Origin of the sequence: Paenibacillus sp. BSR1-1, from assembly GCF_030403775.1 — a bacterium.
Taxonomy (GTDB): Bacteria; Bacillota; Bacilli; order Bacillales; family Cytobacillaceae; genus Neobacillus.
Map to the genome: position 1 here is coordinate 66,304 of NZ_JAQMWQ010000019.1, position 22,000 is coordinate 88,303.

The window sequence follows — 22,000 nt, forward strand, 5'->3', positions numbered from 1 at the left end:
TATATTGAGGACATTTCAAATGGTTTCCATCCTAGTTTTGTCCTCAATCGCCTATTTAAAATCAGAGCATATACACAAAGGCAGCTGCATCGCAGCTGCCTCTTACATTCTTAAAACCAATCTCCGTAGCCTATTTCTCTTAGGTAGTCAGCTGATTCTTTAAGACAATCAAATGGATCTCGTCCATAAGTATCATCTTGTTCAATTAAATAATATTGAACCCCGCTCTCAACTCCAGCATCAATAATCCCTTTGATATCAAGGTTCCCTTGGCCAAGCTCTGCAAATTCAATAATATTCGTGAATTTCTGCATAAACTTACCCATATCTTTAAAATCATCGGCTGTTAAATCCATATGACCAATCCGGTAATCCTTTAAGTGAATTAAGGAGACACGTCCTGCAAATCTCTTAATAACATTGATCGGATTCTCACCGCCTCTTTGAGCCCAATGAACATCTAACTCAAAACCAAGTTTTGTTGTATTATTTTTCATAATATCTAGCAGACATTCATTATCATATTTCTCAAATTCAATATGATGGTTATGATAATAGAGTTCAATTCCATATTCCGCCAATCGCTCAGCCATTTCTTCTGCCGTGTGTATATATTCCATCACTTTATCCTTTTGGCCCATTAATGTAATTGGCATCATCCCGATTCGGATGAAGTTACAATCAAGGATTCTGCAATCATTGACGATTTTATCAAAGTCCTTTGCCAATGACTCCCCTGGCATTCCTGGCATAGTGTCTAATGGAGCTGAAATCGAAGCGATTTTAATATCAAAATCCACACTTGCCCTTCTAAGCTCCGCGACATTTTCCTCTGTCATTTGAATTTGTGTAACCTCAACAGCATTGAATCCAAGCTCTTTTATTTTTCTTAACGTTTCATATGCGCCTAACTCAATAATTTTATTTTTAAGATTAAACATCTGCACGCCAATTTTACCTTTATTCATTCGTTATCCCTCCAATTGAATTGCTTGCTTCGAATCTGATGATTTTCGGATAGCATCGATTATTTGAATTGCTGGAAAAGCATCCTTAGCATGAACATAATTTTCCGTACCTTGTTCAATACATTGATAGAATTGATGAATTAACTTAACATGGCTCGCACCATAATAAAATTTAGATCCAGGAAGCTTTGCATCTTCTGCTAATTCTTCCTTTTCCCCATTTTCAGTTATCCGAGTTAAGATGCTATCTTTAATCGTAAATTTACCTTTTTCGAAAATCATTTCAAGTTCGACACTTGAATTTTCTGCATTTGCGTTTGTAGCTAAGAACAACCCCGTGACGCCGTTTTCAAAATTAATCCGTGCTGATGCAGTGTCTTCTACTTCAATTCCATAATCAAGCAGTTGATCAAGACTTCCGCGAATGGACTCGATTTTACCGCCAAGTAATTGCATCAAGTCTAGCGTATGAAGTGCCTGATTGATCATGACACCGCCGCCGGCATATTCCATCTGTCCTCGCCATGGCTTTACGTCATAATAAGATTTCGGTCTATACCAAGCGACAATCCCTTTAATTCCAACTATCTTTCCATATTCGCCGCTAAGCGCCATTTTTTGGAGCATTTCAAACGACTCATTATATCTGTTTTGGAAGCAGATACAAACCTTTACCTCCTGATGTGCTTCCTCCAGATTAACGATCTCGAGTGCCTCCTCTGTATTCAATCCAAGCGGCTTTTCAAGAAACACATGGACGCCATTTTCGATACAGGTCTTTGTAACTGGATTGTGCAGGTAATGAGGCAGGCAAATATGGACAACATCAAGAGCTTCTGATTCCAGCATGTCTTGGTAGTCAGTATAAAAGCGAGCTTCCGGTACAAGAGTTCTTAAGTCTTCATTTACATCACATACCGCTGTCAGTTCTACATTTGGGTTTTCTTTAATTGCAGGCAAATGAATTTTGGAGATATCACCAAGCCCAATTAACGCTGCTTTTAGCATAACTATTCCCCTCTTTAAAACGAACTCAAAGCCTTTCAGCGATGAGTTCGTTTATTATGATAGATTAGCCTCTTACAGGATATTTACCTTCTTCAGCAATTCTCTTATTTAATTCTTCCAGGAATAAATTTTCATCAAATGGTACTTCTACTTCTTTTCCTAACCAGCTTGAAAGATGAATTGCATTTGCAAGTCTAACACCATTGATACCATCACTGCCTGGCGCTAATAGTGGAGTACCTTCTACAATAGCAGAAGCAAAATCTTCTAATACCGCAATGTGCTGTGCGCCCCAAACACTGCCAAACTCAAGCACTTCCTCTGTGAAAATATCATCCGCATTTCCGCCCATGAAAATTTTCATTACATCTTGCATGTTCATGGTAGCACTCATTTCTTTTTCTGGTTTAACAAGACGTTTAATTGTTACCTTTTTGCTGTCATCAACAACAATTTTCCCTTTATCTCCTAAGATTTCAAAGCGGTCCGTCCCGACAACATCATGTGTACAAGTTACAAATACCCCCGTAGCACCATTTCCATAGTCAAGTACAGCTGTTACTTCATCTTCTACTACGATATCTCTTTGGTATCCATATTTTACGTTGGAGTAAACTTTTTTCGGCATCCCGCAGATCCATTGAAGCAAATCGATTTGGTGTGGTGCCTGGTTTACAAGAACACCACCGCCTTCGCCGCCCCAGGTTGCTCTCCATTCACTTTGGTTGTAATAGCCTTGTGGTCTCCACCAAGTAGTAATGACCCAGTTTGTACGGCGGATATTACCAATTTCACCATTATCAATAATTTCTTTTACTTTTTGATAAAGAGGATTTGTCCGTTGGTTAAACATGATTCCAAACTTAACCTCTGGCTTAGTTGCAGCAAAATCATTTAACTCTTGAACCTGTTTTGTATAAACACCAGCTGGTTTTTCAACTAATGCATGGATGTCTCTCTTTAACGATTCAATTCCCATTTCTGGGTGTAAATAGTGAGGTACACATGTAACAACAGCATCAACAGTGCCACTTTCTAACATTTCAATATAATTATCATAGAATGGGACATCAGGATACTTTTCCTGTGCCAATTGCTTTTTAGCAGGATCAGTATCACAAATGGCACCGATAACCATATTTTTCACTTTGCCGTCTGCAATGAAACCTGCATATGCACCGCCTTGAGCACCTAAACCAATAATTCCCAATCGTACGTTTGCCATAATTACATTTCCCCGCTTTCAATTTTATTTAGAATTTCTAATAGCGCTTCATATTGTAGCTGGTAACCGCCAGCACCATCGAGTCCTTTATTATCCTTGATAATTTGAATAGCGTCTTCGAGCTCTAAATCCTTTAACGAATCAAAAAGTACCAAATGCGGCTCAAGAGTTAAGAAGCCTTTATAACCTGATTTAATGAATTGAGAAAGAAGTTCAGGAATTTTCCCTTCTCCTGTTCCGCAGACAACATTTTCTTTATCAGATGAAACAGCATCCTTAATGTGTATATAAATGACTTCATCCTTAAGTAAGTCGTAGAAAGCTTGAGTGTCCTCACCGCATTGTACAAAGTTTGCAAAGTCAAAAATCGCCTTAAAGTTTGGAGATTCAACCGCTTTCAAAATTTCATGGCAGCGTCGTGCAATATCGCCGAATATGTCTTTCTCATTTTCATGTAATAAAATGACATTATTTTCAGCAGCAATTGCAGCGAACTGCTTTAACTTACTGATTACATCCTCTCGAAAGGTATCAGCTTCCTCGCCCTTTGGAATATAAAAGCTGAAAATGCGGATATACTTGCAATCTAGCAAATTACTAATTTTGCAAAGCTCCTCAAGCATCACCTTTTGTTTGGCAAAACCCTCTTCATCGTTGATAAAGATCTTTCCGAGCGGTGATCCGATAGAAGAAACGCCTATTCCGGCTTTTTGTAAACGAGGCTGTACATTTTCTTTGATTTCGGCAACAGAAAAGTCGCCAATATTTTTCCCATCAATTCCACGCAGTGAAAGATAACGCATGCCCAGGTTTGCAACAACCTCAAGCTGGGTATCAAAATCAGAGGAGATTTCATCGGAAAAGCCAGAAATCAATAAATCCTTATTCATTAATTTAAATCCTCCTGTTTTACATTAATTCGTTTATTTTTTCGATAATTGGACGGCGTCATCCCTGCTTTTTCTTTAAAGAAACGACTGAAATGGGCCATACTTTCAAAGCCTGTTGCCCGAGCAACCTCAGATAATGTTCGGTCAGGTTCCATTTCCAGCAAGTACTTTACTTGATTTAGACGGCAGCCCATCACATACTCCATAATCGTAAATCCTGTCACTTCCTTAAAGACATGAGAAGTATAATATTTACTCAAATTCAGTTTAGCGGCAATTCGGTCCAATGTTATCTTTTCGGAATAATGGTCATTAATCCAAGAGGCAATAGACTCGGCATGAATCTCTTTCTCTGCCTTTTTGCTCGGGAGCTGAGCCAAATCCTTTTGACTCATTTTATAAATTCCTAATAATAATTGAATAAGTTCAAGCCTTATTTCTGCTTCAATGGGTTCACATTTATGACCAGTTCGCTGTTTTTCCTCATCCGTTTCTGCGATTAGACCGGCAATTTTCTTGATTCTTCCTTCGACCAATTGCCCTGATTCATCATACCCAGTACGGAGCAAATAATTATTTAGTTTTTTAAATGGGTCTAACAAATAAGGCATTCCTAATACTGACAAAATCTCATCTAACCATGTAGGGGAAAAATGAAGCATGCTCCTGGTATACGTGCTGCCAGGCCTAGGATTTGGTTTATGCAAGGTTAAACCATCCAGAAGGATAATATCTCCCGGCTGCAATTCATAAATTCGATTGTTAATTAAATACTTACAATCTCCAGAATGAAAAAAGTAAATCTCATATTCCTGATGTGAATGAAATTGAAAGGTATTAGATTCTACCCCCCGCACTCGATAAAAAGCGTTAATCCACTCATTCATTAATTTCATGATCTCATACCCTTTTGAGTAAGCGCTAACAAAATTTGTTTGTTAACTTAACATACTTTAATTTTATTAAAAATATAGATGAAAATCATTCTCTAAAACTGCTTAATTATTAAATATTTTTGACTGAGATTGCTTTTTATATGTTAATTTCAGTAAAAAAGGACAAAACCATTGATAAGTTTTGTCCCTTTTGGCGGATAAGATTATTCCATCCAGTTTGTATGGAAAACGCCATCTTTATCGATACGTTGATACGTGTGAGCACCAAAGTAGTCACGTTGTGCCTGAAGCAAGTTCGCTGGAAGAGTTTCAGTCCGATAGCTGTCATAATAGGCAATCGCACTTGCGAATGACGGCACAGGAATACCGCGTTCAATCGCCACAGCCAGAACTTGACGTAATTCCTTCTGATAGCTTTCTGCGATTTCCTTAAAATATGGATCTAATAACAAATTAGCTAATTGTGGTTCACGGTCATAAGCATCCTTAATTTTTTGCAGGAATTGGGCACGAATGATACACCCGCCTCGGAAAATCATTGCGATATTTCCATATTGAAGATTCCATTCGTACTCCTCCGATGCAGAGCGCATTTGAGCGAATCCTTGTGCATAGGAGCAAATTTTACTCATATATAAGGCTTTTCGAACCGCTTCAATCAGCTCTTCTTTATTCCCGTCAAATGGCTTTATTGCTGGGCCATTCAAGATTTTACTTGCTTTAATTCGCTCTTCTTTCATGGCTGAAATAAAGCGGGCAAAGACTGATTCAGTAATGATTGGCAGCGGTACTCCAAGATCTAAGGCATTTTGGCTTGTCCATTTTCCTGTGCCTTTTTGTCCGGCCGTATCTAAGATCATTTCTACTAGAGGTTTGCCTGTTTCTTCGTCAACCTTTGTAAAAATATCTGCTGTAATTTCGATTAAATAACTGTCTAATTCTCCTTTATTCCATTCTGCAAACACTTCATGAAGTTCTTCCGCATTCAAGCCAAGGACATTTTTCAATATAAAATATGCTTCACAAATTAATTGCATATCGCCGTATTCAATGCCATTATGAACCATTTTCACATAATGCCCTGCGCCATTAGGTCCAATATAAGTACAGCAAGGGTCTCCGTTAACTTTCGCAGAAATGGCTTCAAAAATAGGTTTGACAAGCTCATAAGCTTCTTCTTTACCGCCTGGCATGATGGCAGGGCCCTTTAATGCTCCTTCTTCCCCTCCGGAAACACCTGTACCAATAAAATGGAACCCTGCTGTTTCAAGATCCTTATTTCGTCTAATCGTATCCTGGAAGAAGGTATTTCCGCCATCGATCAGGATATCTCCCTCTTCAAGGTAAGGTTTAAGCGAATCGATCGTAGCATCTGTTGCTGTTCCAGCCTTTACCATCAATAAGATTTTTCTAGGCTTTTCTAGTGAATTGACAAACTCTTCGACAGTGTGGGCACCAACAAAGTTTTTACCTTCGGCTTCATTCTTTAAAAACTCTTCTGTTTTCTCGTATGAACGGTTAAAGACTGCAACAGAATAGCCTCTGCTTTCAATATTTAGAGCCAGGTTTTTCCCCATTACAGCTAAACCAACAACACCAATTTGTTGTTTCGACATCTCTAATCCCTCCGCTTTCTTAGATATATTATCTTTTATAATTGTACCTTTTTATCGTTGTAAAAAGTATTTTTCAGCATTGTAATAGCCGATATTCCTTACCATCTGCTCCAGGAATGCCATATTATTTGGTGCTAAGCCTTTTTCCACCCATTCACCTAAAATGTTACAAAGAATTCGTCGGAAATAGTCGTGGCGGGCATATGAAAGGAAGCTGCGAGAATCGGTCAACATGCCAATGAAATGACTAAGTAGTCCAACGTTAGCAAAATCCTTCATTTGCTTTTCCATACCATCAATATGGTCGAGGAACCACCAGCCGGAACCTAATTGAACTTTCCCTGGAATACCTTCTTCATAGAAGTTCCCCATCATTCCTGCAAGAACTACATTATCTTTAGCATTTAGATTAAACAAAACTGTCCTTGGCAAAGCATTCTCTTTGTCAAGAGCATCCAGGAATCGAGACAATCCTTCAGCAAAATTTGCCTCACCAACAGAGTCAAAGCCTGTATCTGGACCTATAAGTTCTTTCATTCTAGAATTGTTATTTCTTAGTGCTCCCATATGAAGCTGCATAACCCATTGTTTTGCAGCATACATTTTTCCTAGTTCTTTCAATAAGAAAGCACGGTAGCTCACTAATTCATTATTAGATAGCTGCTCTCCGCTTATACGCTTATTAAAGATTTTTTCTACGTCTTCCATTGTGGTTTCTACATATTCCATTTTTTGAATATCATGGTCAGATGCCCGTCCGCCATTTTCATGGAAGAAATCAACACGATGCTTTAATGCCTGTAAAAAGGTGTCTAAGGAATTAACCTCAATCTCAGAAACTTCACTTAACTTTTTAATCCAAGCTCCAAAGGTAGGGCGTTCAATAAAAAGTGCTCCATCAGGTCGGAATGTCGGTGCAATAATTGCTTTAAAGGAATCATCATTTTTTAATAATTTGTGGTATTCAAGTGTTGAAACTGGATCATCTGTGGTACCGATAAATTTCACATTAGAACGTTCGATAAAAGCTCTTGGTCTAAAATCCGGCTGCTTTAACTTTTCATTACATTCGTCGTAAATTTCACGGGCTGTTTCCGGGCTAAGGTTTTTTTCAATTCCAAAAAACATTTTCAATTCCATATGTGTCCAATGATAAAGCGGATTTCCAATTATAGATGGAACTGTTTCAGCCCAAGCAGCAAATTTCTCCCAATCACTTGCATCCCCAGTGATGTAACGTTCACTAATACCATGCATTCGCATTAATCGCCATTTATAATGGTCCCCGCCTAGCCATACCTGTGTAATATTTTCATAAGGCTTGTTCTCCCAAACCTCTTGTGGATTTAAATGGCAGTGGAAATCAAAAATCGGCAATCCAGTAACAGCATTTTCATAAAGTTGTACGGCTGTTTCTGTATTAAGTAAAAAATATTTGTCTAAAAAGGCTTTCATAAGGTCCCCTCCATATCTGTAAACCCTTACAATGTTTATAAAAAAAATAAAGTGTTCTTTTTAATTTAATTTGTTTAGTGAACAAATTAATTACACTCCTAATTTATCACGATTATTTTGTTTAGTCAATTAACAGTTTATGAATAAATTGAAATAACCTGTTATAATAGGAATATATTTAAATGATCTGCGTGAAATGGAGGATTTTAATGATTACCGGTGATGCGGCTTATATAAAAAAAATCAACCGCTCCTTGATTATTCGAGAAATTGTCAAGGAAGGTATGATTTCGAGGGCTGATTTATCCAAAGTTACAGCCTTAACAAGAGCAACCATCTCAGCGCAGGTGGCTGACTTATTAGAAGAAGGGCTTATTATTGAAACACAGCTGGAACACAATTCAGTCGGCAGGAAGCCGATTATGCTTTCTTTAGATGGCCAAGCAGGGTATGCCCTAGGCATTGACCTTGATTATGGGCAAATTTCTTTTACCCTTTCGAATCTTGCAGGACAACCTATCTCTTCAAATTTTATTGAAATAAACACAATTGAATATTCTGAGATTCTTCCACTATTAATTGACCAAATTAAACAATATGTGGCACTACACTCCGATAGTCGTTATGGTATTGTGGGGATTGTCATTGCAATCCATGGTCTTGTGGCAAAAGATGAGATAATTCATTATGTTCCACGCCTGCATTGGAACGACCTTGACCTCAAAGGTGATTTGGAAAGACAGATTAATATTCCAATCTACATTGAAAACAACGCAAATCTCTCTTCCTTTGCAGAGCGTGTATTTTTTCACCACGAAACAGAAAATCTTTTAAGTGCATCCCTTTACTCCGGAATTGGCCTCGGAATGATGATGAAAAATGATTTTTTTCGGGGGCATGACGGTTTTGCAGGTGAAGCAGGTCATATGATTATTGTGCCTGATGGCAGACCTTGTAATTGCGGGAATAAAGGCTGCTGGGAAAAATACTCGTCAGAATCAAGGATTTTTGAATTTCTTTCTGAAAAAAGGAACATTAAGAATTTAACCTATGACCAAATTCAGAACTGGCTTGATGAAGGTGATCAAGAAGTTCACGAAATAATGGAGCAATTCATTTATTATCTTGCTATCGGTTTAAATAATATGATAAATATGTATAACCCAGAAGTGCTTGTCCTTGATAGTGAATTATTGCGGATGTATCCAGACTCTTTAACAAAAATTAAGGAAAAACTAAATTCCTCCATCAGCCACTATCGGGAGTTAACCTTATCTCATATCGGAAAAAAATCATGTGTTCTCGGTGCGTGTGCCCTTGCAATTAAACATTTTTTAGATGTGCCTATGCTGAATTTATCCTATGACCAGCAAACCACACAAAATGAAAGCGCAATCACTTAGGCTTTTCAAAAGTAAGAACCCCTTTCAGCAATAAAGTTGAAAGGGGTTCTTTATTATGCACTTTTTAATTTTTCATAATTCTTTACTTTTAATTCCTCTACAATATTTTTGTATTTTTCATCAGTTAAATTATAGACAACAATTAAAATCACACAAGCAATTAAGTTGAATGCCGCAGGGACAAGGAACATTAAGCCTTTAATTCCCAATAAGGTTTCAGCTGTTTGTTGTACATTTGGAACATAGCCAATTAATCCAAGTGCTACCCCAGGTATAAAACCAGCCAGTGCTTGTGCTAATTTACGGAAGAAGCTATAAGAAGAATATACAACACCTTCAGTTCGTTCTCCTGTTTTCCATTCATGGTAGTCGATTGTATCTGCAACCATAACCCATGGCAATCCAAGAGCAAAGCTTAATCCAAGACTGCCGATTGATAATAATACTAGAAATGTTGGAACATTAGCCGGTAAAATAAAGTTTGCAGCATCTGCAGCAACACCAATTAATAATCCAATAATGAATGTTTTCTTCTTGCCAAATCTTTTAACAAGAGTTGGAATAAAAAAGGAACCAACAACAGCAATTCCTACACTAGTAAAAGATAGTAGTGTTATAAGACCTGTATTTTTTAAATTATATTGTAAATAGTATAGCTGTACTGCTGTGCGGAGATTGCTTGCTGCAACCATAAACAAACATACAAAACAAAGGGCGATTAGCGGTCTGTTACTTAACAGTAATTTAAATAATCTTGACATAGGAATCTTTTCTTTATCCGCCTTTGGCTCTCTTACAATATTCTCACTCGTATTACGATAACAAATGTAATGGAAAATCACTCCAATAGCAGCCATTACTGCAATACCCACAGTGTAACCTATCTTTTCATTCGGAAAATGTGAAACAATCGGAATAACGGTCATTCCGGAAACTAACATGGCAAACTGGCTGCCAATTGCTCTAAATGACCCAAGAGAGGCACGATCGATAGAATCTTGAGTCATGGAAGCTGCAAGTGAACCGTAGGGAATATTGACAAATGAATAAGCAAGTCCGAAAAGCATGTAGGTTACAAATGCAAAGACAATTTTACCTGTACCAGCGAAGTCAGGTGCTAAGAATGAAATTACCGTCATTATTGCTAAAGGAATTGATCCAAACAAGATAAATGGTCTAAATTTCCCGCGTTTACCTATGTTTCGTCTATCAACAAATGCTCCAACCGATGAATCGGCAAACGCATCAAATATTTTAGAGATTAAAAATACTAATCCGCCCCAATACGCTGAGATCCCTAATACATCCGTATAAAATTTGAGCAAATATAATTGGCCCATATCGAACATAAATCCATTTCCAACATCCCCTAAACCGTACGACACTTTCTCCTTTAATGTCAGTTTCTTTGTGCCTGTCGCTTCCATCCTTCTTCGCTTCCCTTCTCATTTACAGACAATAATTATGAAACCCTTTTCATTACTAAATAAAAAAAACTAAATTCTCCAATAAATTTTCAGATTTCTATTAATTTGTTTAATGAACTTACTAATTATCTATGACTGTATAATAGCACCTTCGACACTTTTCGTCAATGAAAGCGTTATATAAATTTTGTATAATTTATGAACGAAAAAAGCTCCGATTACCATTTAATCGGTAATCGGAGCCTTCCTATTAATTATTATTGGACTGATTTACTTTTGAAAATTTCTTTTTTCTGCTAAATCAATCGCAAGCTGCTGTGTTTTAACTTTATTTAATGGATATAAGAAGACAAGAATTAAGAAAATCACGATTAAGACTATGAACGGAACTAGCGTACCTAATGTATGAATACCATCTAGTGTGCTTTGTGATTGAGCTTTAAGAGTTGCATTATAGCCAACTGCCGCAATCGCATAACCACCAAGACCGCCGGCAATAGCCTGACCCACTTTACGCGCAAATGAATAGATTGAGTAAACGGTTCCATCTTCACGTAATCCTGTTAAATATTCATGATAATCAATAACGTCTGTTACAAACGCCCAAACTACTAAGTTAAAGATTCCATAACCGAACATAGCAATAGATAAAATTCCAATAAATTGATTTGCAGATAAGCTTGGCAAGAAATATAACGCACCATAAACCACTGCGGCAAGTAAAATACCTGCTGATGCCACTTCTTTTTTACCAAATTTAGCAACTAACGGTTTAATTAAAGGCATTCCCACAAATACAGCTACTGATTGAATAAGTCCTACCATACTTAATGCTTTGGCATTGCCAAAATAATCTTTAAATAAGTACACGTTTACTGTACCAATTAACATGAAACATACCATAAAGGTTAAAGAAGCGATTAAAATCCATAATAATGGCTTATTTTTTCCAAGACCCTTTATGGTTTGGCCTAATTTAACTTTTGGTTTTTCTGTTTCATCCATGGCAATACGTTCAACTGACAATTTATAACATGCCATATAACATGCGATTGAAAGAACTCCAAAAATAATTGCACCTAATAAGAAATGATTGGCATCTGCTTTATTGTTTACAAACAATATCATCGGACCGACAACGTTAATGATTAAACCAGCTAAATTGCCACCTAAAGTACGGAAGCTAGATAGGCTAGTACGCTCAACAGGATCACTTGTAATAACGGATGCCATTGAACCATAAGGAATGTTAACAGTACTATATAAGGTTCCCCATAAAATATAGGTTACAAAGGCATAAGCCTCATAAAATCCTGTTGACATGCCTGGAATGTGAACAAACATTAATACACCAGTGATCACAAGTGGAAAGGACATTCTAAAAATCCAGGGTCTAAACTTTCCATTTTTACCCGCTCTTCTAGTATCAATAAAGCGGCCCCATGAAACGTCTGCTACAGCGTCCCATAATCGCGCAATTAAAAACAGCGTACCAACAAATGCCGGATTAAGACCATAAACGTCTGTATAGTACACCATTAAGAACGCAGCTACTAAAATAAAGAAGAAATCATTCCCGAAATCACCAAATAAATAACCTAGTTTATCTTTCATTCCAAAAGGCTTGGTTTTTGCAGCCATTGGTTCACTTGTTGGTGCCTCTACTTTAAGCTTAGCGTTTTGATTCATCTTTACCCCTCCATTACTAGTTTGATTTTTGTTTGGAAAATTTAAAATAAATTCTTCTAATTCTTTTTTCTTCGATTAACTGACTTTTTAAAAACTTGAAACCCTTTTCATTTCACTTTAAAAAAATTTAATCTCGAGATTTTATTAATTAGTTTACTAAACTAATTAATGTTATTTGTATCTTATCACCCACTGTTTGGTTCCGTCAATAATATTTTGAAAGCGCTATTAAAATTTTTTTCCATTTTAAATATTCTGTATTTAATTGGAAATAGACATTTACTGGACACTAATTGTTCAAGAACTTCACCTAATGTTCAATTTTGAGCGAGGAATTTTTTTTTATAATAATGGTAATAAACTAATTTTTTGTTGTTAGGGCGTGATTATTTGGAAAAGTTACTTTATATTACAGCCAATCCTAAAGGGCTGGAAAAATCAAAAGGCCTACAGATTGGTGAAGCCTTCCTAAAAGCTTTTCACTTGGAACATCCGGGGATTGAAATAAAGAGTTTGGATCTATTTAATTTGGACTTTGCCCAAATGGATGCTGATCTGGTATTTGCCCGCGGAAAATTAGCCGGTTATGGTTATACACTAGCCCAGCTTTCGGAGATTGAGAGAGAGAAAATTTTAAAGATGCATGCATTGGCAGATGAATTTATTACGTATGATTATTATGTTTTTGTTTCACCCATGTGGAACTTAAATTCACCAGCAGTTTTAAAAGCTTTTCTTGATAATCTTTTTATTGCAGGCAAAACCTTTGCACATACACCGAATGGTCCAAAAGGACTTTTAGCCAATAAAAAAGCCCTTCATATTCAAACACGCGGGGGACAATATACTGGGACCCCGATGCAGGAATTAGAATCTGGCGACCGTTATTTAAAAATTGCCTTGCGTTTTCTCGGCATTGAGGTAATGGACACTATTGTTGCTGAGGGATTCGATCTATATCCTCAAAGGGTTCCTGAAATAGTGGCAGCTGCAAAAGAAAAAGCAATTATCGCTGCTAAGGATTTCGCTAAAAAAACGTTAGCTGTATAGTTTACAAAAAAGAAACTTCCTTTTTACCAGAAGTTTCTTTTTTGTATGGTTTTATCAAATTTTGTCGAAAATAGTTAATTTATAGTATAATCAGAAGAATAAACTGAAGCATTTACTTTACAGGCCAGGAGTTATCAAATGTTAAAAGATTTTGTTACAAATACCGCATTTTTAGTTGCGGCCTTTTCTCTTATGGGACAAATTTTTAAAAACAGGCCCTTAACCTTAGCAGCCCCATTATCTACAAAGCTTTATTGGGGACTTTCCTTTGGTTTGCTTGGCAACATATTGATGGTGTTCAGCATCCATATTAGCACGAATATTATCGCCGATTTAAGACACATTGCTATTATTATTGCAGCTATTTTCGGCGGCTTTATCCCCGCCTTACTGGCTTCCCTGCTAATTGCAATTGGTAGAATCGTATTTTTTGACTTTAATCAAGCCGCCCTTCTCCCTTCCTTTGGAGCACTTTTAACAGGTATTGTTTGTGGCCTAATCTCCAAATTTAGATATCATCCATCAGCAAAAGCAGTTGTCATGAACCTGTTCGGATTATTGATCATTTCATTTATTTTTTTTCTTAGAATTCATGACTTACAGGTCCTGAAGAATGTTTTAGTAGTTCATTATACATTTTCTTTAATCGGCGGATTTATTGCATATCATTTTTTAGAGTATGTTGCAAAATCAAATCAGGCACAAAGAGAACTTGAGATCAGTGTCATTAAACTCAAGCAATCGGAACAAAAATTGCATAAGGCCAATGTGCTTTTGAATCGGTTATCCTTTATGGATGGTTTAACCGGCATTGCCAATCGCAGATATTTTGACCAAACACTAGAAACTGACTGGGTCAAATCAATATCCACAAACTCACCTATTTCTTTACTCATGTTCGATATAGATTACTTTAAAAAATACAATGATACATATGGTCATTTATCTGGGGATTTTTGTTTACAATCTATAGCCCAGGCCATTCAAGATTTGTTTCCTTCTGATTTGAACTATACATTCTGTCGATATGGCGGTGAAGAGTTTGCCCTTATCCTCCCTGCTGCCGTTGAGACGGAAGGCAAGAGAATTGCCCATCTTATTCTGGATACCGTTCAGTCACTGAAAATTGCTCATTCAAGTTCAGAGATTGCCAATATTGTCACAATAAGTATCGGTATTGCTACAATGGTTCCAAATTCTTTATCTAATGCCAATGAATTAATTCAAAAAGCGGACACTGCTCTTTATTTATCCAAAACTAAAGGAAGAAACACCGTTTCATCTTTACGCTAGGGGATTTGTGAAAACATTCCCCTTTTTTTATAGATTTTATTTTTTTGTCGTGTTTTTTCGAAATATTATGCAAATTTTGTTGTATCTTCCCTAAAATACCTGTAAAATTTTCCTAAAGGCCTTTAATGGACGGTGAAGTAAATGGAAATTACGAAACACTTTTTCTTAAATCTCACCATTTTAATTATTCTTCTATTTTTTTGTGTCATTTTTTTTGAAAAAAGCAAAAGGATAAATATATCTAAACCTTTTATCATACTATTTTCAATTTTTATTCTCTGGGTTTTTATTCAGTTTTCTTATAATCCGGTTTCCTATGCCAGATATGATTTAAGAATCATACCTTTGGTAATCGGGGGACTTTATGTTGGAATTGGACCTATTCTAATAGCGGCCACTATTATTTTAAGGATTTTTTATGGGATTAATTTAGGTTTTTATCAAACATTACTACTTTATATCCCGCTTAGTATTGTTTTATGGAGGATTTATCCGTGGTTTTCAAGGCAAGTTCCTGCTCGCCGCATTTTGATATCAGTCGTTATGGGTATCATTCTTGGAGCTTTTACGGTTTTTGGAATGGAATTTGAGAACACTCATGCTAACCTGTTCGATGCTTTGTTTGCTTACTTAGTGATTCCTCCTCTTGGAGTTGGAATCATATCCTATTCAATTGAATTTGTAAGAAGAAATAGTGAAATGAGGCAGCAACTCATAAAAGCGGAAAAATTAAAAGCAGTTGAGCAAATGGGAGCAGCAATATCCCATGAAATTCGAAATCCTCTTACAGCGGCAAGCGGTTTTGTCCAATTGCTGCAGGATGATTATCTTTCCAGGCAAAAAAGAAAAGAATACCTCTCCATCGTAAAAGAAGAATTAATATCAGCAGAAAGGGTTATTCAGGATTATTTAACGTTTGCCAAGCCTTCATTAGAAACGTTTGAGGAACTTAATGTGAAAAGTGAACTAAGACAGATTATTAATATTCTTCAACCATTAGCTAATCAAAATTCTGTAGAAATTTTGACTGATTTTTCCGTTATTGGTTTCATCAAAGGTGATCAACAAAAATTTCGCCAATGCTTTGTGAATGTGTTGAAAAATGGAATAGAAGCAATGCCAAATGGGGGCTATTTATCTATTACTACTGAATATACCCAAAGCAATGTAACAATTCGAGTAAAAGACACCGGTATTGGCATGACTAGTGAACAGCTTGAACGGTTAGGAGAACCGTTTTATTCGACAAAAGGGAAAAACGGCACGGGCCTAGGAATGATGGTTGTCTACAGCATTGTTCGGGCAATGGACGGGAACAATTGGGTCGAAAGTGAGCTAGGTGTCGGAACAACCTTTCATTTTGAGTTTCCAACTATATCTACCTTAATGAAAAATGAATAAATTGTAAAACGACGGGCTATTAATAAACCCGTCGTTTTTTATGATTACTTCCCGATAAACATTTGTGACCAATGTTTACCTGTTCCCTCAAAGCCCACTCCAATGTGAGTAAATTTGGAGCTTAAAATGTTGGCACGATGCCCTGGACTGTTCATCCAAGCAGTAACTACTTCCTGCGGTGTGCGCTGTCCTTGGGCAATGTTTTCACCCGCTGCTCTGTAGGTTACTCCAAAATCTCTCATCATGTCGAATGGAGAACCATAAGTTGGGCTAGTATGCGAAAAATAATTGTTTTGCTGCATATCTACAGCTTTCTTTTGAGCAACTCCACTTAGCTGGGTATCAGCTTTTAAAGCCGGAAGACCATTTTTACTTCTTTGTGCATTCGTTAAATCAATAACCTGCTGCGCATATTGGCTGACTGCCCCAGTAGCGGGAGCTTGGGTCTGTGCAGGCTGCTTTGGTGCTGGTGCGGCTGCCTTTGGTGCCGGTGCAGCTGGTGTAGGAGCTGGTTGTGCCGGCTGCGTTTGTTTTGGAACCGGTGAAGTTACATTTGGTGTTGGTGTTGTAACCCTCGGCGCTTGTTGTCCGGCTGGTGCTCCCGCATTAGGAGTTTGCTGCTGTAAATACGGCTGTAATTGTTGCTGTAAATATGGCTGTATTTGCTGCATCATTCCCGACAAATTAGCTTGGCTTGGATCAAGACGAACAAATTGGTATTTTGCATCCCTGATTAATACCGGTTGTGTATGCGGATATTGATCGCTGTCTAAGTTCGTTTGATAAGCCGAAATCATATCGTCTTTATCACGTCTAATTTTACGATTATCATTAAACAGATTTAAATCAAGATCCCGGTCATTGTTATTTCTATTAGTGTAATCCTCGGTAAGCGGCCCGTTGTGGTCGATGCCATCATCCCTGCCATTACGGACATCCATAATACGGTTATTCCTATCAGTGATATTCATTCCGTTTCGATCATTTAAATCATTTTTATTGTTGTTATTACAAGCAGCAAGTCCCAAAGTTAAGACCCCTGTTAAAAGTAACCCCACTTGTTTTTTTATCAATTGAAATACCTCCTCCTTGCAAGTGAATCTCTTGCCTTCTTATTTTTAATTTTTTTGGAGAAAGTATTAATGGTAATAAACGTCTTAATCACCAAGGAATAAAAAAAACAGGTGCAGGAATGCAGCTGTTTAGCGTTTCATTTGAATCTTAAATTTATATCGATCTGCTCTGTATACAGATTTTACAAATTCCACAGGGGTGCCATTTTGTAGGTGAGTATTTCTTTGAATCAGCATCACCGGTGCCCCTTTGGCAATATTTAAATTATTTGCTTCCGATTGACTTGCAATGGATGACTCAATAACTTGGGAAGCACTGTCGATTCTCAAGTTCAATTGTCCTTCAATGTAAGCGTACAAGGATTGATTGACAATTTCTTCTGTAAGTCCTTTTACAAGGTTTGCCGAAATATAATTGGTTTCTAAAGCCATGGGAACCCCATCAGCTAAACGAATCCGCTTTATCTCATATACCGGCCCATATTCTTGTATTTTTAACTGCCCGGCAATTTGACTTGTTGCAGGAATGATTTCGAAATGGATTAATTGACTCCCTGGAGAAAGTCCTCTTGATATCATGTCCTCAGTAAAACTTGTCAATCCTTGTAAGGGTTGTTCAATTTTCCGTTCGGCGACAAATGTTCCCTTCCCCTGCAAACGATTTAAATACCCCTCATTTACTAGCTGAGTAAAGGCCTGTCTGACTGTCATCCGGCTTATTTGGTACTTTTCAGCATACTCTCTTTCTGGAGGCAAAGCATCTCCAGGCATTAACTCACCATTTTCAATTAATTCCTTTATATGTTCTTCCAATTGATAATAAAGTGGAATCGGGGAGTTTTTATTAATCATCTCCTACATACACCTTTCTAATTAAACTAGGGCTGCTTTCGTTTCACACTTTATTTTACAACTTAACAATGAACCTTTAAACCCGCAACCGCCGCTTTATCTGCAATAATTGTAACACATGGATGATTTTTCAATACAGATGCTGGGAAACTTTCATTAATATCATCATTCAATAGCTTGAATAAAGCATCTTTTTTGTTTTCTCCAGAAACCAAAAGAAGAATTTCTTTACTTTTTAAAATGGAGGATATTCCCATTGTAATCGCCTTTGTCGGAACTTCTTCGACTCGATTAAAAAATCTGGAGTTTGCATTTATAGTTGATTGAGCTAATTTGACAATATGGGTAATCGAGTTAAATGGGGTTCCAGGCTCATTAAATCCTATGTGTCCGTTACTGCCAATTCCAAGAATTTGCAGATCAATGCCACCATGTTTGCTAATTAAATCCTCATACCGAAGGCATTCGGCTTCTATATCCTTTATATCACCTTTGGGGATATTTGTTTTATTCAAATTTATATCAATATGATTAAACAGCTGATCATTCATGTAATACCGGTAGCTATTTTTGTTTTCACCCGAGAGGCCAATGTATTCATCTAAATTAAAAGTCGTTACATTTTGATATGAAGTTCCATTCTTTTTGTGGTTTTCAATTAAGTTTTTATAAGTCCCAATTGGTGTTCCTCCAGTGGCAAGTCCCAGCTTTATCCGTGGATTTTGACAAACCTTTTGGATAATATATTCAGCGGCTTTTTGACTCATTTCAGCGTAGTCTTTCACTTCAATGACTTTCATTGGATATATCCTCCTTTTTATAGGCAAGTGTGCCGCGGCAGAACGTCATAACCACTTCCATTTTGTCATCCAGGATGACAATGTCAGCATCCTTACCTGCGGCGATACTTCCTTTCCGTTCAAATATATTTAATTGCTTCGCTGGATTTACGGACGCCATTTCAATGGCTTCTTCAAGCGAACATCCCGTATAGGTTAAGATGTTTTTAACCGCATGCCCTAATTTTAAAATGCTTCCTGCCAGAGTTCCGGTTGCTAACGTTGCTTTTCCATCTTGAACCGTTACCTCTTGGCCTCCAAGATCATACATGCCGTTTTTCAAGCATTTTGCTCTCATGGAATCCGTAATTAACAGTAACCCATCACTCCGCTTTTGCTTATACGCGAGATGGACCATTTCTGGCCGGACATGTACCCCATCTACAATAATTTCTGCCTTTAATTCATCATGTAAAAATGCAGCACCCACTACACCTGGTTCACGGTGATGCAGTCCCCTCATTTGATTGAAAAGATGCGTAACATGGTTTGCACCCGCTACGATTGCATCCTCAACCTGTTCATAAGTGGCATTTGTATGGCCAAGGGATGCAATAACACCGTTTTCCTTTAAGTAGCGAATCATTTCAAGTCCCCCAGGCTGCTCAGGAGCTAAAGTAACAAGTTTAATCGATCTATTGGACAGCCTCTGCCATTCTTTAAATAGATCAAGATCTGGGTCAACAATATGCTGTATCGGCTGTGCCCCAGCCATCTTTGCATTTACAAAAGGACCTTCAAGGTGAATGCCTAGTATTTCTGCAGTACCTTGAGGATATTGATTTTTAATATAGTTTCCAGCATTAATTAATGCCTGCTCAATTTGTTTTCCTTCTTGTGTCATCGTAGTAGCTAAAAAGCTTGTGGTTCCTTCCTGTGGCAGGGCCCGAACCATTGTATCCAGCGCTTCACTTGTTGCATCCATGGTATCTGCACCAGCCACTCCGTGAATATGGACATCAATAAAGCCTGGAACTGCTTTAAAATGGCCAAGCAATTCTATAATCTGATAGTTATCTTCATTAGTTAGCTCACTTAACGTTCCCAGTTCAATGATTTTTTCGTTTTCTATTTTTATATAGCCATCTTCAATTATCTGGTCATCTGAATAAACCCGTATACCCTTAAGTAAAATATGATTAAGGTTTAGATTCATTTTCAAAACTTCCTTTCAGGTTATACCTAAATTTTAGCATCACCATTATCTAGTTGTCTATACCAATTTATAAGAATAAAATATCTGAATTTATTTTTCCCTTATAGAATAAGATTCTCTTCCTATAAAGCGGAATCCTCTAAAATTTTTTAAAAATTGGTATAGACGTCTATAGATATTTAATGTTATATTTACTTTGGAAAAGCGCTTACACCATCAACAACCTTTTTGAAGAAATCATTCATTATATTGTTTATTTTTTTCAATAATTTTAATAGGAGGTACTGAGATGAAGAAATATTTACAAAGAATTGGTCGCTCATTGATGCTTCCTGTAGCTGTTTTACCAGCTGCAGCCATTTTAATGGGTATTGGTTATTGGATCGATCCATCTGGCTGGGGTGCTGATAGTCCACTGGCTGCTTTCTTAATTAAAGCTGGGTCATCCATTATTGATAATATCCCAATCCTATTTGCAGTTGGGGTAGCACTAGGAATGGCGAAAGAAAAGGATGGTTCATCGGCGTTAAGCGGGTTGGTTGCTTACTTGGTAGTAACAACCTTGCTTTCAACTGGGACAGTGGCATTACTGCAAGGAATTAAACCAGAAGAGGTTGATCCTGCGTTCGCAAAGATTGGTAATGCTTTTGTTGGTATTCTTTCAGGTATTGTTGCTTCCATGATGTACAACCGCTTTAGCCATGTGAAATTACCGGATGCTTTAGCATTTTTCTCCGGTAAGCGGCTTGTACCAATTATGACCGCAGTATCTATGCTTATTGTTTCAGCAATTTTATTCTTCCTATGGCCTGTAATCTTTACTGGACTAGTATCATTTGGTAAAGGTATTTCTCATTTAGGTGCTTTTGGCGCAGGTTTATATGGATTCTTTAATCGTTTATTGATTCCAACTGGTTTACACCATGCCTTAAACTCAGTATTCTGGTTTGACGTAGCTGGAATCAATGATATCGGTAATTTCTGGGCTGGAAAGGGAACAAAAGGCGTTACTGGTATGTACCAGGCCGGATTCTTCCCTGTCATGATGTTTGGTCTTCCAGCAGCTGCATTAGCAATGTACCATACTGCAAAAGACAGGAAGAAAAAAACAGTTGCTTCCTTAATGTTAGCCGCAGGTTTCGCAGCATTCTTTACAGGTGTTACAGAGCCAATCGAATTTGCTTTTATGTTTGTAGCTCCAATGCTCTATGTAGTACATGCTGTTTTAACTGGGATTTCATTAGCCGTTGCAGCAGCATTCCATTGGACAGCAGGATTCGGTTTTAGTGCTGGTTTAGTTGACTTTATCTTAAGTTCAAGATTACCATTGGCAAACCACCCTTATATGTTAATAGTCCAAGGTTTAGTGTTTGCAGTTATTTATTATTTCTTATTCCGATTCATTATTACGAAATTCAACTTAATGACTCCTGGACGGGAAGAAGATGATGAAGAGTCATCTGACGTAACTGTACCAGCAGGTGACAGCAAATTTGCCGTCATGGCATCACAGATTTATGAAGGATTAGGCGGAGACGCAAATGTTACTTCTGTAGACAATTGTGTTACACGTTTAAGAATGGAAGTAAAAGACATGAATGCTGTCGACAAGCAAAAAATTAAAGCGACTGGTGTTCCTGGAATAAATATTGTTGGAAAGCAAAGCATTCAAGTCATTGTCGGAACCAATGTACAATTCGTGGCAGATGAAATTCTAAAACTTCGAGGAAAAAAACCTACTGGAATGAATCCAGCTTTA

Annotated in this window: 17 protein-coding genes and 1 pseudogene; 5 read left to right on the forward strand and 13 right to left on the reverse strand. The window is 37.3% G+C overall.

Annotation, left to right across the window (positions count from 1 at the left end):
* Positions 1-110 precede the first annotated feature (110 nt).
* The 7 genes from PH210_RS21870 to uxaC form a co-directional block, all read right to left on the reverse strand.
* A complete protein-coding gene (locus PH210_RS21870; protein WP_289988499.1) occupies positions 111-968 on the reverse strand; it encodes a sugar phosphate isomerase/epimerase family protein in 858 nt (285 codons plus the stop codon).
* Positions 969-971: 3 nt separating this feature from the next.
* A complete protein-coding gene (locus PH210_RS21875) occupies positions 972-1,976 on the reverse strand; it encodes a Gfo/Idh/MocA family protein (protein WP_289988500.1) in 1,005 nt (334 codons plus the stop codon).
* A gap of 64 nt (positions 1,977-2,040) precedes the next feature.
* Positions 2,041-3,201: a Gfo/Idh/MocA family protein gene (locus PH210_RS21880; protein ID WP_289988501.1), complete on the reverse strand. Its 1,161-nt coding sequence runs from the start codon at positions 3,199-3,201 to the stop codon at positions 2,041-2,043.
* 2 nt (positions 3,202-3,203) lie between these two features.
* Positions 3,204-4,091 (reverse strand): sugar phosphate isomerase/epimerase family protein, encoded by an 888-nt coding sequence (locus tag PH210_RS21885; RefSeq protein WP_289988502.1) that lies wholly within the window; start codon positions 4,089-4,091, stop codon positions 3,204-3,206.
* A complete protein-coding gene (locus PH210_RS21890) occupies positions 4,091-4,987 on the reverse strand; it encodes an AraC family transcriptional regulator (protein WP_289988503.1) in 897 nt (298 codons plus the stop codon). Before PH210_RS21890 ends, PH210_RS21885 begins: the two co-directional genes overlap by 1 nt.
* 203 nt (positions 4,988-5,190) lie before the next feature.
* On the reverse strand, positions 5,191-6,603 hold the full coding sequence (gene gnd / locus PH210_RS21895) for an NADP-dependent phosphogluconate dehydrogenase (protein ID WP_289988504.1): 1,413 nt from the start codon (positions 6,601-6,603) through the stop codon (positions 5,191-5,193).
* Between the two features lie 51 nt (positions 6,604-6,654).
* Positions 6,655-8,058 carry a glucuronate isomerase gene (gene uxaC / locus PH210_RS21900; protein ID WP_289988505.1) on the reverse strand — a complete coding sequence of 468 codons (1,404 nt, stop codon included), beginning with the start codon at positions 8,056-8,058 and terminating at the stop codon, positions 6,655-6,657.
* A gap of 209 nt (positions 8,059-8,267) precedes the next feature.
* Here uxaC and PH210_RS21905 point away from each other — a divergent pair, with 209 nt between their 5' ends.
* Complete coding sequence (locus PH210_RS21905) at positions 8,268-9,461, forward strand: ROK family transcriptional regulator (RefSeq protein WP_289988506.1); 1,194 nt, start codon at positions 8,268-8,270, stop codon at positions 9,459-9,461.
* A 53-nt stretch (positions 9,462-9,514) separates the two neighbouring features.
* On the opposite strand, the gene PH210_RS21910 is transcribed toward PH210_RS21905, so the two are convergent.
* The gene (locus PH210_RS21910; RefSeq protein WP_289988507.1) at positions 9,515-10,888 is read right to left on the reverse strand and encodes a glycoside-pentoside-hexuronide (GPH):cation symporter; all 1,374 of its coding nucleotides are present in this window, start codon (positions 10,886-10,888) and stop codon (positions 9,515-9,517) included.
* A 270-nt stretch (positions 10,889-11,158) separates the two neighbouring features.
* On the reverse strand, positions 11,159-12,577 hold the full coding sequence (locus tag PH210_RS21915) for an MFS transporter (protein WP_289988508.1): 1,419 nt from the start codon (positions 12,575-12,577) through the stop codon (positions 11,159-11,161).
* Positions 12,578-12,967: 390 nt separating this feature from the next.
* Here PH210_RS21915 and PH210_RS21920 point away from each other — a divergent pair, with 390 nt between their 5' ends.
* From PH210_RS21920 to PH210_RS21930, 3 genes are all read left to right on the forward strand, one after another.
* Entirely contained in the window at positions 12,968-13,627 is a 660-nt protein-coding gene (locus PH210_RS21920; protein WP_289988509.1) for an FMN-dependent NADH-azoreductase, read from the forward strand.
* Positions 13,628-13,765: 138 nt separating this feature from the next.
* The gene (locus PH210_RS21925; RefSeq protein WP_289988510.1) at positions 13,766-14,920 is read left to right on the forward strand and encodes a GGDEF domain-containing protein; all 1,155 of its coding nucleotides are present in this window, start codon (positions 13,766-13,768) and stop codon (positions 14,918-14,920) included.
* A gap of 141 nt (positions 14,921-15,061) precedes the next feature.
* Positions 15,062-16,321, forward strand: a complete 1,260-nt coding sequence (locus PH210_RS21930) for an ATP-binding protein (RefSeq protein WP_289988511.1) — start codon at positions 15,062-15,064, stop codon at positions 16,319-16,321.
* 44 nt (positions 16,322-16,365) lie between these two features.
* Here PH210_RS21930 and PH210_RS21935 read toward each other — a convergent pair whose 3' ends face one another.
* The 4 genes from PH210_RS21935 to nagA all read right to left on the reverse strand — a co-directional run bounded on the left by PH210_RS21935 (position 16,366) and on the right by nagA (position 20,241).
* Positions 16,366-17,394: a CAP domain-containing protein gene (locus PH210_RS21935; RefSeq protein WP_483312137.1), complete on the reverse strand. Its 1,029-nt coding sequence runs from the start codon at positions 17,392-17,394 to the stop codon at positions 16,366-16,368.
* Between the two features lie 129 nt (positions 17,395-17,523).
* A complete protein-coding gene (locus PH210_RS21940) occupies positions 17,524-18,246 on the reverse strand; it encodes a GntR family transcriptional regulator (protein WP_289988512.1) in 723 nt (240 codons plus the stop codon).
* A gap of 62 nt (positions 18,247-18,308) precedes the next feature.
* Positions 18,309-19,046, reverse strand: coding sequence for a glucosamine-6-phosphate deaminase (gene nagB / locus PH210_RS21945; RefSeq protein ID WP_289988513.1), 738 nt, complete (start codon positions 19,044-19,046; stop codon positions 18,309-18,311).
* Positions 19,033-20,241, reverse strand: coding sequence for an N-acetylglucosamine-6-phosphate deacetylase (gene nagA / locus PH210_RS21950; protein WP_289988514.1), 1,209 nt, complete (start codon positions 20,239-20,241; stop codon positions 19,033-19,035). The genes nagB and nagA overlap by 14 nt, the downstream gene beginning before the upstream one ends.
* Positions 20,242-20,530: 289 nt before the next feature.
* On the opposite strand from nagA, the pseudogene nagE reads away from it, so the two are divergent.
* Positions 20,531-21,967 (forward strand): annotated as a pseudogene (gene nagE, locus PH210_RS21955) (N-acetylglucosamine-specific PTS transporter subunit IIBC); the annotation flags it as partial.
* Positions 21,968-22,000: the final 33 nt, after the last annotated feature.

Bases quoted from the DNA above. Each gene is read 5' to 3' on its own strand.
- nagB (WP_289988513.1), bottom strand. From the start codon at position 19,046: ATGAAAGTCATTGAAGTGAAAGACTACGCTGAAATGAGTCAAAAAGCC.
- PH210_RS21905 (WP_289988506.1), top strand. From the start codon at position 8,268: ATGATTACCGGTGATGCGGCTTATATAAAAAAAATCAACCGCTCCTTG.
- PH210_RS21880 (WP_289988501.1), bottom strand. From the start codon at position 3,201: ATGGCAAACGTACGATTGGGAATTATTGGTTTAGGTGCTCAAGGCGGT.
- PH210_RS21940 (WP_289988512.1), bottom strand. From the start codon at position 18,246: ATGATTAATAAAAACTCCCCGATTCCACTTTATTATCAATTGGAAGAA.
- PH210_RS21885 (WP_289988502.1), bottom strand. From the start codon at position 4,091: ATGAATAAGGATTTATTGATTTCTGGCTTTTCCGATGAAATCTCCTCT.
- gnd (WP_289988504.1), bottom strand. From the start codon at position 6,603: ATGTCGAAACAACAAATTGGTGTTGTTGGTTTAGCTGTAATGGGGAAA.
- PH210_RS21890 (WP_289988503.1), bottom strand. From the start codon at position 4,987: ATGAAATTAATGAATGAGTGGATTAACGCTTTTTATCGAGTGCGGGGG.
- PH210_RS21925 (WP_289988510.1), top strand. From the start codon at position 13,766: ATGTTAAAAGATTTTGTTACAAATACCGCATTTTTAGTTGCGGCCTTT.
- nagA (WP_289988514.1), bottom strand. From the start codon at position 20,241: ATGAATCTAAACCTTAATCATATTTTACTTAAGGGTATACGGGTTTAT.
- PH210_RS21915 (WP_289988508.1), bottom strand. From the start codon at position 12,577: ATGAATCAAAACGCTAAGCTTAAAGTAGAGGCACCAACAAGTGAACCA.
- PH210_RS21910 (WP_289988507.1), bottom strand. From the start codon at position 10,888: ATGGAAGCGACAGGCACAAAGAAACTGACATTAAAGGAGAAAGTGTCG.
- PH210_RS21870 (WP_289988499.1), bottom strand. From the start codon at position 968: ATGAATAAAGGTAAAATTGGCGTGCAGATGTTTAATCTTAAAAATAAA.
- PH210_RS21875 (WP_289988500.1), bottom strand. From the start codon at position 1,976: ATGCTAAAAGCAGCGTTAATTGGGCTTGGTGATATCTCCAAAATTCAT.
- uxaC (WP_289988505.1), bottom strand. From the start codon at position 8,058: ATGAAAGCCTTTTTAGACAAATATTTTTTACTTAATACAGAAACAGCC.
- PH210_RS21930 (WP_289988511.1), top strand. From the start codon at position 15,062: ATGGAAATTACGAAACACTTTTTCTTAAATCTCACCATTTTAATTATT.